Origin of the sequence: Promicromonospora aerolata (assembly GCF_042682255.1) — a bacterium.
GTDB lineage: Bacteria > Actinomycetota > Actinomycetes > Actinomycetales > Cellulomonadaceae > Promicromonospora > Promicromonospora aerolata.
The window spans coordinates 2,212,715-2,226,267 of sequence record NZ_JBHUHF010000001.1 but is presented as its reverse complement, the minus strand read 5'-3'; the positions used below and the strand labels follow the sequence as shown (position 1 = coordinate 2,226,267).

Below are 13,553 nucleotides of genomic sequence, written 5' to 3'. Positions count from 1 at the left end.
ACGTGACCAGCACCTGCGTGGCCGACTCGGGTTGTAGGTTCGTCGTGCGCGATGGCTGACGATCACGACCGACGACCTCATGGAGCCGATCTCGACGATGACAGTCCTCACCAGGATCCTTGGCCGTAGCCTCGGCCTGCCGCCCGTGCGGACGCCCCGCGTCCGCGTCGCCCGCGACCTGGGTATCCCCATGGCCGACGGCGTCCGCGTGCTGGCCGACCGCTATCATCCGGCCGACGACGAGCACGTGCCGCTGGTGCTGATCCGGACGCCGTACGGGCGCGCCAGCATGGGCCTCATGGCCCGGCTGATCGCCGAGCGGGGGTACCAGGTTCTGGTGGTGAGCCTGCGCGGCACCGGCGGCTCCGGTGGCAGGTTCACCGGATGGAACCTGGAGAGCGCGGACGGTCCTGCGCTGATCGCCTGGCTCCGGGAGCAGGACTGGTTCCACGGTGCCTTCGCGACCTGGGGCGCGAGCTTCCTCGGCTACGCCCAGTGGGAGCTGGCCGGTGCCCCCGTCCCGGAGTGGAAGGCCGCCCTCGTCCAGGACGCGCCCGCGGAGGTCTACGCGACCTTCATGTACCGCGGGGGCGCGTTCGCGCTGCACGACTGGTTGGGCTGGGCGGAGCAGATGCATGCCCTGGCGCGCCCGGGTGGAGACTCGCTGCTCGCGGGGCTGCTGCGCCTCCCGGGTGCGCGGCGCCGGGTGCGCTCGGCAGCCGGCCGGCTCCCCGTCACCGCGGCCGACCGGGCAGTGACCGGGGAGTCCGTCGACTTCTTCCAGGACTGGCTCGCACACCCGGAGCCCGGTGAGTTCTGGGACCGTTCCGACCACCGGGACCATGCCGCGAACATGCCGCCGGTCGTGCACCTCGCCGGTGGCTGGCAGGACATCTTCCTGCCCGGCACGATCGATCGCTACGCCGCCCTGCGCGAAGCAGGGAAACAGGTGCGGCTCCTCGTCGGCCCGTGGACCCACGGCGGGGGCGTCATGACCCGCGGGTACCAGCGCGAGGCGTTCGCGGTGCTCGATCACGCGCTGCGCGGTGCGGGCAGCCCGCCCAGCGGGTCCGTCCGCGTGTTCGTGCCGGGAGCCGACCGGTGGGAAGACCACCCGGAGTGGCCGCCCGTCGGCCAGGAGACCGCCCGGTGGCGGCTGCGGCCCGGTGGCCGGCTCGAACCCGACGGGTCGGCTCCGGGCGGCGCCGGTCCGGACGATGATGCTCCGGGTGACTCGTCGAGGTTCCGGTACGACCCGGCGGATCCGACGCCGGCCGTGGGCGGGCCGCGCATGTACGGGGGCGGTGTGCGCGACAACCGGTCGCTGGAGGCCCGTCCCGACGTGCTCACCTTCACCGGCCCGGAGCTGCCGGACGACCTCGACGTGCACGGCACGGTCGCCGCCGAGATCCATCTGCGCTCCAGCCTTAGCCACACGGATGTCCTGGCACGGCTGTGCGACGTGGCGCCGAACGGGCGCTCCGTCAACGTCTGCGACGGCATCCTCCGGCTCACGGCGCAGGACGAGCCGGATGCCGACGGCGTGCGGGCCGTACGGATCGACCTCTGGCCGACGGCGTACCGGTTCCGGCGCGGCCACCGGCTCCGGTTGCAGGTCTCCGGCGGAGCCCATCCCCGGTACGACCGCAACCTGGGTACCGGCGATCAGCTCGGCACCGAGGCTGTCGCCGTCGACCAGGAGATCCTGCACGACGCGGCCAGGCCGTCGGCCGTCCTGCTCCCCGTCCCGGCCGACGGGCGACGGGGCGTCCCCGGGACTGGGCCCCTGCCGTAACGTCGGCGACAGCAAGGGTAGAGTTGCAGGCTGTCGAACGGGAGATGGGTATGGAGTTGTTGCAGCACGAACAGATCGGTGAGTCTCGGTGACGCTTCTTACTTCCGACGTCCGTCCCGTCCGGGCCGAGGCGGCGCGACGACGCAGCATCGCGGTGATCTCCCACCCCGACGCGGGTAAGTCGACGCTGACCGAGGCGCTCGCGCTGCACGCGCACGCCATCGACGCTGCCGGGGCGGTGCACGGCAAGGGCAACCGCGCCGGCGTCGTGTCCGACTGGCTCGAGATGGAGCAGAAGCGCGGCATCTCGATCACCTCGGCGGCGCTCCAGTTCGCCTACGGCGACGTCGTGATCAACCTGCTGGACACTCCCGGGCACGCCGACTTCTCCGAGGACACCTACCGGGTCCTGACCGCCGTCGACGCGGCGGTCATGCTGCTCGACTCGGCGAAGGGCCTGGAGCCGCAGACGCTCAAGCTGTTCGAGGTCTGCCGGCGCCGCGGGGTGCCGGTCATCACGTTCGTCAACAAGTGGGACCGCCCCGGGCGCGAGGCGCTCGAGCTGTGCGACGAGCTGGAGGAGCGCATCAACCTGCGCCCGACCCCGCTCACCTGGCCCATCGGCGAGGCCGGCCGGTTCCTCGGACTGCTGGACCGGGCGAACGGCGAGGTCCGCACCTACCGCCGCGCCCCGGGTGGCGCGTCGATCGCGGAGGAGGAGGTGCTCACCCCGCAGGCCGCCGCCGACAGCCTGGGTGACGACCACACCGAGGCCGTGGAGAGCGTGCAGCTCCTCGACGCCGTCGACCACGCCTCGTTCCTCGCCGGCACCACCACGCCGATGCTGTTCGGCGCGGCGCTGGCCAACATCGGCGTCCGCCAGCTCCTCGACGCCGTCGTCGACCTCGCACCGGCCCCCGGCGCGCGGCCCGACGTCGACGGTGGCGAGCGCGCGGTCGACCAGCCGTTCAGCGGGTTCGTGTTCAAGATGCAGGCGGGCATGGACCCGAACCACCGGGACCACGTCGCCTTCATCCGCGTGTGCTCGGGGCGGTTCGAGCGCGGCATGGTCGTCACGCACGAGCGTACGAACCGGCCGTTCGCGACCAAGTACGCCCTGTCGGTGTTCGGTCGCGAGCGCGCCACGGTCGAGGACGCCTACCCGGGTGACGTCGTGGGCCTGGTCAACGCGAGCACGCTCGCCGTCGGCGACACGGTGTTCGACTCCTCCGGCCCGCGCGTGCGGTTCCCGCCGATGCCGGTGTTCGCCCCCGAGCACTTCGCCGCCGCCCGCGTGGCCGACCCCGGCCGCTCGAAGCAGTTCCGCAAGGGCATCGCCCAGCTCGAGCAGGAGGGCGTGGTCCAGGTGCTCATCTCCGAGGCGCGGGGCGACGGCAACCCGATCCTCGCGGCCGTGGGGCCGCTGCAGTTCGAGGTCGCGAGCTTCCGCATGGAGCACGAGTTCTCCGCACCGATCCGCATGGAGACCCTCGGGCTCTCGCTGGCCCGGGAGGCCGCGCCGAGCGACCTCGACACGATCGCCGGGTACCCGGGTGTCGAGGTGGTGCGCCGGGGCGACGGGACCCCGCTGGTCCTGCTGCGTGACGTGTGGCACGCCCGCGCGTTCGAGCGGGCCCACCCCGACGTCCCGCTGACGCCGCTCGTCGCGAGCGGGGTCTGAGCCACCGGCCCTCGGCGCGGGTCACCGAAGCGCCGACCGACGTAGCGACACCGACGTAAGCACCACCGACGTAGCAACACCGACGTACCGACAGCGCCGCACCCGCGGCGTGACACGCTGAGCTCCGGCCCCTCCTGGCGGTTGTCCCACGCCAGGAGGGGCCGGATCTTTGCAGCTAACCTGTTCCGGAGGGACACCATGCATACCGCACCACGAGACCTCGCCCGCCCGCCCGCCGCACCGCCGCAGAGCCTGCGCATCACGCCGTTGGGTGGGATCGGTGAGATCGGCCGCAACATGACGGTCTTCGAGCACGAGGGCAGGCTGCTCGTCGTTGATTGTGGGGTTCTGTTCCCGGAGGAGTCGCAGCCGGGGATCGATGTGATCCTGCCCGATTTCACGAGCCTCGAGGGTCGTCTGGACGATATCGAGGCGATCGTCCTGACGCACGGGCATGAGGATCACATCGGTGGGGTGCCGTATCTGTTGCGGCAGCGGCCGGATATCCCGGTGGTGGGTTCGCAGCTGACCTTGGCGTTCCTGTCGGCGAAGCTGACCGAGCACGGGATCAAGCCGGTGCTCAAGCGAGTCGAGGCCGAAGACCGGTACACGGCGGGCCCGTTCTCGCTGGAGTTCATCGCCGTCAACCACTCGATCCCCGACGGCCTCGCCGTCGTGATCCGGACGGCCGCGGGGACGGTGCTGCACACGGGCGACTTCCGGATGGACCAGTTCCCGCTCGACGGGCGCCTGACGGACCTGCGCGCCTTCGGCCGCCTGGGTGACGAGGGGCTCGACCTGCTGTTGGTCGACTCCACCAACGCCGAGGTGCCCGGCTTCAACATCTCCGAGACGGAGCTGACGTCGGCGATCGACCAGGTCTTCGCCACGACGCCGGGGCGGGTGATCGTCTCGAGCTTCGCCAGTCATGTTCACCGGATCCAGCAGGTGCTGGACGCGTCGCACGCGGGTGGACGCAAGGTCGCGTTCGTGGGCCGGTCGATGGTGCGGAACATGCGTATCGCGCGGGAGCTGGGTTATCTCAGTGTTCCGCGGGGGCTGGTGATCGACTACGCCAAGACCCGCAACCTCGCCCCCAACAAGGTGACGCTCATCTGCACCGGCTCCCAGGGCGAGCCCATGGCGGCGCTGGCGCGGATGGCCAACGAGACGCACGAGGTCCGCATCAGCGACGGCGACACGGTGCTTCTGGCCAGCTCCCTGATCCCGGGCAACGAGAGCGCGATCTACGGCATCATCAACAAGCTCACCGACCTGGGCGCCAACGTCGTGCACAAGGGCAACGCGCGCGTCCACGTGTCGGGGCACGCCAGCGCCGGCGAGCTCGTCTACTGCTACAACATCCTGCGTCCGCGCAACGTCATGCCGGTCCACGGCGAGCCCAAGCACCTGCGCGCCAACGGCGCCCTGGCCGAGCGCACCGGTGTCCCCGCGGACAACGTCCTGATCACCCGGGACGGCGTCGTCGTCGACCTCGTCGACGGCGTGGCGCGCATCGTGGGGCAGGTGGAGCACGACCTGGTCTTCGTCGACGGCCAGACCGTCGGACACGTCACCGAGAACACCCTCGCCGACAGGCGCCAGCTCAGCGCGGCGGGGGTCCTGACGGTGCTGGCCTTCCTCAAGTCGGGCACCGCAGAGCTTGCCGAGCCGCTCGAGTACCTCCACCGCGGCTCGGTGCACGGCCAGGACAGCCTCGACAACGCCTCCCGCGCGGTCGAGAAGGCGTTGGCGGACGCGACCCGGAAGAAGACCACCGAGGGCGAACAGCTCGAGGAGATCATCGCCAAGACCGTCGCCCGGTCGCTGGCCCGCAGCTCACGCCGCGAGCCAGTCGTCATGGCCGTCGTCCTCGACGCCTGACGGACCTGGCGCGCCCGAGCCCCGGGACTGACCATGCACCTGCTGCCACGATCGGCCTCCTGTGGCAGCAGGTGCATGGTCGGGTGGCCGTCACCGTCACCTCCGGTTGGAACAAGCTCCGCCGTCCGCCGGGTTGTCGACGGGGGAGATGCCCAGGGCCGTGGGTAGCGTGGTCCGGGACGCGGCCCACAGCGAGAGGTGATCCAGATGTCTGACACCGTCGAGAACCCGATCGTGATCCCGCCGGGAACGGCGAAGCGCGGCCAGACGAGAATCCGTGCCTTCAGCGCCGGCGAGCTCGTCGCCGACGCCGACGGCGCGCTGCTGGTCTGGGAGAACTCCTACTTTCCCCGGTACTTCTTCGCGCCCGACGAGCTGCAGGTGGAGCTGCGCCCGGCGGGTCAGGGCAAGCGGTCCGACTCGCTCGGCCCCAGCGAGCTGTTCGACGTCGTCGTCGGCGACCGCATGCTGATGGGTGCCGCCCGCCGCTACCGGGAGGCGCCGGCCGAGGGCGTGCGCGACGCGTTCACCCTGACCTGGTCGGCGTTCGACACCTGGCTCGAGGAAGAAGAGCTGCTGCACACCCACGCCCGCAGCCCGTACGTGCGGATCGACGCACTGCCGTCGAGCCGGCACGTGCGCGTGGTGGCCGGGGGAGAGGTGGTCGCCGACTCGCACCGGCCGGTCGTGCTCACCGAGACCGGGCTGGACCCCCGCTACTACCTGCCACGGACCGACGTGCGGATGGACCTGCTGACCCCCAGGGACACCGTGAGCCACTGCCCGTACAAGGGCGCGGCCTCGTACTGGACCCTGGACGTCGGGAGCCTGCAGCTCACCGACGTGGCCTGGGGCTACGACACGCCGCTGCGCGAGGCGCTGCGGGTGGCCGGGCTGGTCTGCTTCTGGCCCGAGAAGAGCGCCGACCTCGAGCTCTACGTCGACGGCGAGCGGGTCGGCAGGCCGTAGCTCCGTCGGCCCGGACGCGGGCGACGCCCTTACGTCCTTCTTACGGGTCCGCCGGACGACGCCGGATCTCTGTACTGACCGGGACCGATGGGCGATCCTTGCGGCAACGGGCACCATCCGCGTGCCGGTGCACTCTGGACGGAGCGAGGTTGCCGTGATGGGTACTCGAAGGGCGCTGGCGGCGTTCGTGGCTGCCGGGTCGCTGCTCCTGGCCGGCTGCACGGGCGATGAGGCGGCACCGCCGGCGAGCGACAGGGTCGCGGCCGAGCCGGACAGCACGCCGCAGAGCACGGGCCCGGACGGCGCCGAGCCGGAGCCGACCGGGTCGGCGCTCACGTTCACCGCGACCACCGTGGACGGCGCGGACTTCGCCGCAGCGGACCTGGCCGGCCGGCCCACCGTGCTCTGGTTCTGGGCGCCGTGGTGTCCCACGTGCGTCTCCCAGTCCCCGCAGGTGCTCGACCTGGCCGAGCAGCACGGCGACGCGGTGAACGTCGTCGGCGTGGCCGGTCTGGACGAGCCGGCGGCGATGGCCGACTTCATCGAGATGACCGGCACCGACGGCCTCACCCACCTCGACGACGAGGAGGGCGCGGTGTGGCGGCAGTTCGGGATCACCGCGCAGAGCACGTTCGCCCTCCTCGACGAGAACGGTGTGGTGACCTATACCGGGTACCTCGAGCCGGACGAGCTGGCCGACCGGGTCGCCGAGCTGGCCGGCTGAGACATGGACGGGCTGCCGCTGGGGCTGGCGCTGGTCGCGGGAATGGTCGCCGTGGTCAACCCGTGCGGGTTCGCGATGCTCCCCGCCTACGCCTCGATGCTGGTGATGGGCAAGGAACCGCCGGGACGGGCCGTGGCGATCCGGCGGGCGCTGGCGTTCTCCCTGGCCATGACCGCCGGGTTCACCGCGGTGTTCGGCGCGTTCGGGCTGCTGCTCACGCTGGTCGCCGGCGTCGGCGCGGTCCAGCGGTACCTGCCGTGGTTCACGGTGGTGCTCGGCGTGCTGCTGCTCGGGCTGGGCGTCTGGCTGGTGACCGGCCGGGACCTGCCCGGACTGCGGATCGCCGGGGTCAGGCGGCCCACGCTGACCCGGTCGGCGTCGTCGATGGCGATGTTCGGCGTCGCGTACGCGACCGCCTCGCTCAGCTGCACCATCGCGCCGTTCCTCGCCACGGTCGTGGCGAGCTTCCGGGCCGGGTCGGTCGCGGGCGGGCTCGCGGTGTTCGCCGCCTACGCGCTGGGCATGGGCCTGGTGATCGTGGCGGTATCGCTCGCGGTCGCGCTCGCCCGGACGGCGATGGTGACCTGGCTGCGGCACGCGGGCCGGTACGTTCCCCGGCTGGGTGGCGCGCTGCTGCTGGTCGCCGGCGCCTATGTGGCCTACTACGGCTGGTACGAGATCCGGGTGCTCCGCGGTGGTGCGCTGGACGATCCGGTCATCGGGGCAGCGGAAGGGCTGCAGCGCGGCCTGGCCGACGGGGTGGACACGCTCGGCGCCGGTGGCATGGTCGCGGTGGTCGCCGTGCTGCTGGTCGTCAGCGTGGTGCTGACCTGGTGGCTGCGTCGTCGCACCCGGAGCCTGGCCCAGGACGGTTGAGGCGGGCGGTCAACGGAACTCGGTACCGGGGTTGCCCCTGACGTCAACGTCAGGTCTTAGCGTGCCGAGCATGGATATCAACAACTCAGTCGCCCTGGTCACCGGAGCCAACCGCGGGCTGGGCCGCGCCTTCGCCCAGCGGCTGCTCGAACGGGGTGCACGCAAGGTCTACGCGGCGGCCCGACGCCCCGAGACCGTGGACCTGGCAGGGGTCGAGGTACTGACCCTCGACATCACCGACCCCGCGTCGGTGCGCGCGGCGGCAGCGGCCGCCTCCGACGTCACCCTGCTGATCAACAACGCGGGCATCCAGACGGCCACTCCCCTGGTGACCGGCTCGCTCGACACCCTCCGCCACGAGCTGGAGACCAACCTGTTCGGTGGCCTGGCGATGATCCGGGAGCTCGCGCCGACCCTCGCCGCGAACGGCGGGGGAGCGATCGTGAACATCCTCTCCGCCATGTCGTGGTTCGGGGTCGACGGCGGCACCGGCTATCACCTGACCAAGGGCGCGGCGTGGGCCATGACCAACGGCGTGCGGCTGGAGCTCGCCGAGCAGGGCACGCTCGTGACCGGCGTCCACCTGGGCCTGGCCGACACCGACATGGCGGCCGGGTGGCCCGTGGACAAGATCGCGCCGTCGGACCTGGCCGACGCCGTGCTCGACGGGGTCGAGAAGGGCTCCGCCGAGGTGCTCGCCGACCAGTGGAGCCGGGACGTCAAGGCGCGGCTGCCGCTCGGTCCGGAAGAGTTCAACGCGGCGATGGGCCGTGCGCTGGCGGCGTTGAGCGCGTCCTGACCGAGGCGGTCGGAGCGAGGGGGCCGGAGCGAGGCGGTCAGAGCCAGGCGGTCAGAGCGAGCGCCGCGCGCGCAGCACGGTGTCGTGGACGTGGTGGGTGCCCTCCGGCGGGGCGGTGGTGCGCAGGCGGCTCTCGTTCGTCTCGATGGTCCAGTCCTCGCCGAGGAGCCGCGCGACGTCGTCCGGCCCGTAGTAGTCGGCGGGGTCGAAGTCCGGGTGCCGGTACACGGCATGGTCGGCCGGGTCGTGGCTGCCCATCAGCAGGGTGCCACCGGGCGCGACGGCGGCGAGCAGACGGCGCAGCGCCGCATGGTCCGGCCGGATCGGCAGCGGGAAGTACTGGAGGCTGACCAGGTCGAAGGGTCCGCCGGGCGGCGGCGTGCTGGTCACGTCGGCCTGCTGCCACGTCACGCGGCGCGAGAGGTCGGCGGTGGTGGGGGTGCCGGCGTTGGTGACGGTGGGGGTAGCGGTGGCGGTGGTGGCCGCTGCGGCCGCCGCGCGGTCGAGCGCGACCTGGGAGATGTCGACAGCGGTGACCTGCCACCCCCGCCCGGCGAGCCAGAGCGCGTCCGCACCCTCACCACAGCCGACGTCGAGCGCCCGCCCCGGCGGCAGATCGGCGGCCTCGGTGACGAGCACGCCGTTCGGGTTGCCGCTGAAGAGCTGGTCCCGGCTGCTGTACCGCTCGTCCCAGTGCTGTGCGTCCATGTGTCCTCGCTCGGTAGGGCCGACTGTGTCCGCTCATGATGCGAGTTCAGGTCGACCTGAAGTCAACCGGGTGGGCCCTGGGCCGTGGGGCGCGCGGTGGGCGGTGCGCGGTGCGGGCGGGCCGCCGTCAGACCGCCGGCTTGCGGGCCGCGAGGCGCTCGACGATCCCTTTCGTGAACCGGTCGTGCCGCTCGATGTCCAGGCCGGCGGCCTGCACGTGCCGGATCGGCCGACGCCGGAAGTACTCGTTCTCGAACCGCACGCTGTACAGCTCCGCCGCTGCCTGGAGCATCCGGATCACCGGCGACGTGCTGACCACGTGGTCGGCGAGCAGCAGGAGGCCGCCGGGTCGGAGCACGCGCACCATCTCGTCGACGGCGCCGTGGTCGTCGGGCACGGCGCACAGGCCGAAGGTGCACACCACCGTGTCGAAGGAGGCGTCGGCGAACTCGAGCCGCTGGGCGTCGCCGACCCGGAGGTCGACCTCGCGGCCGAGCCCGGCGGCGCGCTCGCGGGCGCCGTCGAGCATGGCCGGGCTGAGGTCCATGCCGGTCAGCGTGACCTGCTCCGGATACCGGCCGATGTTGAGGCCCGTCCCGACCGCGACCTCCAGGGCCTGGCCCGTGGCCTGCCGGCACACCCAGTCGCGGGTGTCACCGAAGAGCCGCTCGGCGCGGTCCATCTTCTGGTCGTACCCCGCCGACTGCCGGTCCCAGTGCCGCCGCACCCGGTCGATGCTCGGCTGTCTCGCCATGCTTTCCGCCCGCCGCTCGCTGATGCCAATGGCGACACGGTATCGCCGACGACGTTCGGGAATGACCCGAGGTACGGATTCCCGCACGATCAGTACCCCGGGTCATTCTCGAAGTGGAGCGTGCCTGGCCAGTTACCGGGGGACGCTCCAGACCTGCGTCCAGAGCCCGTTGCAGTCGTAGATCTGCAGGTCGGTGCCCTCGGCGGTGTTGCCTTGCGGGATGTCCAGGCAGCGCCCCGACTGCGGGTTGAGCAGCGAACCGTCAGCACGGGCACGCCACTGCTGTGCTCCGGAGTCGTTGCACTCCCAGAGCTGCACCTTGGTGTGGTTGGCGGTGCCGTTGGCGTCTACGTCGAGGCACTTGCCGAACGCGCGGACGGTGCCGTCCGCCCCCATCGACCACGTCTGGCCTGTTGCGATACCGCACGTCCAGAGCTGGGCGGCGTTCCCGTTGGCAGCCGTGTTCGTGTCGACGTCGAGGCACCGGCCATCCGGCCCGCCGATCTGCCCCGTGGGTCCCGGGAGTGAGCCGATCCCGAACCGCACCTCGCACTGGTTCCCCGTGCCGAGCCACGTCGCGGCGAGGTAGAGGTACGTGGCGCCGTCCTCTCGCGGGATCGCCGGTGTGGAGTACCCGGGGCATGACGGCACTCCGGTCGCGTATCCGCCGGTCGGGTTCACGGTGACGGGCGTTGCCGCCTCGGTCCAGGTGCCGGTGCCGAGCGCGGTGTTGGCGAAGAGCACGGTCCCCGACTCCTCCAGCACCGTCTTGTTCCCGGTGGGGCCGGCCACCACGCGCTGCCCGGACAGCAGCACGGTTCCGTTCGGGCCGCCGCCGGGAATCCACGAGATGTACGGCGTGTGCAGGAGCTCGCGTCCGTCGGCGGTGTGGACCCGCGTGCCCGCTTCGCCGGCCGGGCCCCAGTCGGTCCCGTTGGCGCTGCGCTTCACGTAGACCTCGCAGGCGTGGTCGGGATCTGTGGCGTCGCGACACATCTCGTACGCCATCAGGTGGTCGCCGTTCGGCAGCGTGGCGAACGTCTGCATGCCGGGACGGCGCAGGTCGTCGGCAGGGAAGGAGACGTCGACGGTCATGGTCGAGCTCCACGTGCGTCCGCCGTCGGACGACGTGTAGTGGCCGATCACCTGGTTGTTGGTGGGGGTGTTCGCCGGCCGCTCGTCCGAGATGAAGCAGGCGAGACGGTCGTCCTCGGTGACCATGAAGACCGGCTCCCAGATGCCGTGACCCCACGTGTCGGGCTGGCCGGCGGTCTGCGTGCACGACGACAGGTACTGCCAGGTCGATCCGTGGTCCGAGGACCGGAAGACCTCGACCTTCTGGGTGCTGTAGTCGCCGACCCGCCACGCGGTCCCGGCGGCGAGGATGTCGCCGGCGGCGAGGCCCGGGATGCTCCTCGGGACCTCGTACAGCACCGGCGCCTCGAGGTCCCACCCGGGCGTGTTCGAGGTGATGGTCGACACCGGCGACCACGACTCGCCGCCGTCGGTGCTCCGGTAGACCGGCAGCGACGTGGGGGAGCCGGTGCCGCCCCGTGCGAACGTCGCGAGCATCGTCTGGTCTGGGCTCTGGTCGTGGTCGAGGCGGACGGCTCGTGGGTAGCCCGCGGTGCCGTTCGGGTGCTGGCCCAGGTCAGGGCTGTAGAGCACGTTGCCGGGCGCGGCCGCCGGGGCGACGTCGGCGGCGGTTGCGGGTCCGGCGCCGGTTGCGGGGGCGGTGCTGGCCGCAGGGGCGATGCCGGGTGCGGCGAGCGGCGACGGGGGCGCTGCCATGGTGCTCGCGGGTGCGCCGGCGAGGGCGAACGCCGCGGCGAGGGTCGCGGTCAGTGCGGCGGACCGTCGCAGCGGGCGGTGTCCGCGCCCGGAGCGCGGGAAGATCGGCCGGAACAAGGTGTCCCGAGGCGGGGCATTCTGCTGTCTGACGTTCGGTGACCTGGTGTTTCGCGACATGGTGCAAGACCTCTCTGTCGTGCAGGTGATGTCCGAGGTGGTGCGCGACGCCTCTTTGCAGACGTTGCAAAACCACACCCTGGCGCATCTGTGCACACGTTGCAAGAGGCTCTGCGAACCTGCTGCAGCTCCAGAGGGGTGTCCAGTCGCCCATTGAAGCCCACTGAGTTCGGTCGGTTGGGATGAGATCGGCCGATCAACCGGCCGATCTCATCCCAACCGACCGAACTCATCGGGGTGCGATGGCATGGGGCGCGATGGCAGCGGGTCTAGGTGGTCGACGTGGTGCTCTCGCGTTCGACCAGGGTGTGCGGCGCCGTGACCTCGATCGCCGGTGTGTCGGGGTCGCTGATCCGCTCGGCGATCCGGCCCACCGCCTGCCGCGCGATGAACGGGGTGTCGAGCGAGACCGTGGACAGGCTCGGGTGGGTGTACTGGCCCTCCTCGATGTCGTCGATGCCGATCACGGCGACGTCGTCGGGCACGCGGGCCCCGGCGTCGAAGACGGCGCGCATGGCACCCATGGCGAGCAGGTCGGAGTAGCAGAAGATCGCGTCCGGCGGCTGAGGGAGGGTGAGCAGTGCGGACGCGGCGTCGTACCCGTCCGCGCGCCGGTAGTGCGCCGCCGGCCGCAGCAGCTCGCGGTCCGGCGTGAGGCCTGCCTCGTGCAGTGCGCGCTCGTAGCCGAGGGTGCGCTGGCGCGGGGTGGTGTAGTCCTCGTCGGGCTGCGTGCCGATCGCGGCGACGCGGGTCCGGCCGCGCGCGATCAGGTGGGCGGTGGCGTCGTGGGCGGCCTGGACGTTGTCGATGGCGACGTGGTCGTAGCGGCCGTCGAAGTCGTGCTCGCCGAGCAGCACGAGCGGCATCGACCGGCTGGGCTCCATCTCGGCCAGCTCGCCGGGTGTGACCAGCGGGCTGAACAGGACGCCGTCGAACAGCATGGTGCGGTCCGCGCCGGTCAGCAGCCGGCGTTCGCGTTCGTGGTCGTGCCCGGTCTGGTCGACCATGACGCGGTAGCCGAGCTCGGCCGCGGCGTCGATCACCTCGCGCGCGAGCTCCGCGAAGTACGGCACGTCGATCTCGGGGACCACGAGCGCCAGCACACCGGTGCGGCCCGTGCGCAGGGTGCGTGCCACGAGGTTGGGCCGGTAGTCGAGCTCCTCGATGGCGGCCTGTACCCGCAGGCGGGTCCGTTCGCTGACGTGCGTGTAGCCGGCGACGACGTTCGACACCGTCCGTACCGACACCTGGGCCTGCTCTGCCACGTCGCGGAGTGTGATCGGCACCCGTTCCCCCTTTGTCCTGGTTCCCCAAGGATAGGCCTTGCAACGTACGCAAAGCAGCGCTAGTTTGCACACGTTGAAAACGTCGCGGTGCGTCGCACCGCGCAAGCAC

Annotated in this window: 11 protein-coding genes; 7 read left to right on the top strand and 4 right to left on the bottom strand. The window is 71.6% G+C overall.

The window, feature by feature from the left end:
• Positions 1-97 precede the first annotated feature (97 nt).
• The 7 genes from ACFSL2_RS10045 (at position 98) to ACFSL2_RS10015 (ending at position 8,728) form a co-directional block, all read left to right on the top strand.
• Positions 98-1,795: a CocE/NonD family hydrolase gene (locus ACFSL2_RS10045; RefSeq protein ID WP_377197723.1), complete on the top strand. Its 1,698-nt coding sequence runs from the start codon at positions 98-100 to the stop codon at positions 1,793-1,795.
• A gap of 88 nt (positions 1,796-1,883) precedes the next feature.
• Positions 1,884-3,476: a peptide chain release factor 3 gene (locus tag ACFSL2_RS10040; protein ID WP_377197722.1), complete on the top strand. Its 1,593-nt coding sequence runs from the start codon at positions 1,884-1,886 to the stop codon at positions 3,474-3,476.
• A gap of 198 nt (positions 3,477-3,674) precedes the next feature.
• Complete coding sequence (locus tag ACFSL2_RS10035; protein ID WP_377197721.1) at positions 3,675-5,360, top strand: ribonuclease J; 1,686 nt, start codon at positions 3,675-3,677, stop codon at positions 5,358-5,360.
• A gap of 207 nt (positions 5,361-5,567) precedes the next feature.
• Positions 5,568-6,329 carry a DUF427 domain-containing protein gene (locus tag ACFSL2_RS10030; RefSeq protein ID WP_377197720.1) on the top strand — a complete coding sequence of 254 codons (762 nt, stop codon included), beginning with the start codon at positions 5,568-5,570 and terminating at the stop codon, positions 6,327-6,329.
• A gap of 157 nt (positions 6,330-6,486) precedes the next feature.
• The gene (locus tag ACFSL2_RS10025; RefSeq protein WP_377197719.1) at positions 6,487-7,053 is read left to right on the top strand and encodes a TlpA family protein disulfide reductase; all 567 of its coding nucleotides are present in this window, start codon (positions 6,487-6,489) and stop codon (positions 7,051-7,053) included.
• 3 nt (positions 7,054-7,056) lie between these two features.
• On the top strand, positions 7,057-7,929 hold the full coding sequence (locus ACFSL2_RS10020) for a cytochrome c biogenesis CcdA family protein (RefSeq protein WP_377197718.1): 873 nt from the start codon (positions 7,057-7,059) through the stop codon (positions 7,927-7,929).
• A 70-nt stretch (positions 7,930-7,999) separates the two neighbouring features.
• A complete protein-coding gene (locus ACFSL2_RS10015; RefSeq protein ID WP_377197717.1) occupies positions 8,000-8,728 on the top strand; it encodes an SDR family oxidoreductase in 729 nt (242 codons plus the stop codon).
• A gap of 51 nt (positions 8,729-8,779) precedes the next feature.
• Here the strand turns inward: ACFSL2_RS10015 and ACFSL2_RS10010 are convergent, their stop codons facing one another.
• The 4 genes from ACFSL2_RS10010 to ACFSL2_RS09995 all read right to left on the bottom strand — a co-directional run bounded on the left by ACFSL2_RS10010 (position 8,780) and on the right by ACFSL2_RS09995 (position 13,444).
• Positions 8,780-9,436 carry a class I SAM-dependent methyltransferase gene (locus ACFSL2_RS10010; protein WP_377197716.1) on the bottom strand — a complete coding sequence of 219 codons (657 nt, stop codon included), beginning with the start codon at positions 9,434-9,436 and terminating at the stop codon, positions 8,780-8,782.
• A gap of 127 nt (positions 9,437-9,563) precedes the next feature.
• A complete protein-coding gene (locus ACFSL2_RS10005; RefSeq protein WP_377197715.1) occupies positions 9,564-10,190 on the bottom strand; it encodes a class I SAM-dependent methyltransferase in 627 nt (208 codons plus the stop codon).
• 132 nt (positions 10,191-10,322) lie between these two features.
• Complete coding sequence (locus ACFSL2_RS10000) at positions 10,323-12,158, bottom strand: ricin-type beta-trefoil lectin domain protein (protein WP_377197714.1); 1,836 nt, start codon at positions 12,156-12,158, stop codon at positions 10,323-10,325.
• 269 nt (positions 12,159-12,427) lie between these two features.
• On the bottom strand, positions 12,428-13,444 hold the full coding sequence (locus ACFSL2_RS09995) for a LacI family DNA-binding transcriptional regulator (RefSeq protein ID WP_377197713.1): 1,017 nt from the start codon (positions 13,442-13,444) through the stop codon (positions 12,428-12,430).
• Positions 13,445-13,553: the final 109 nt, after the last annotated feature.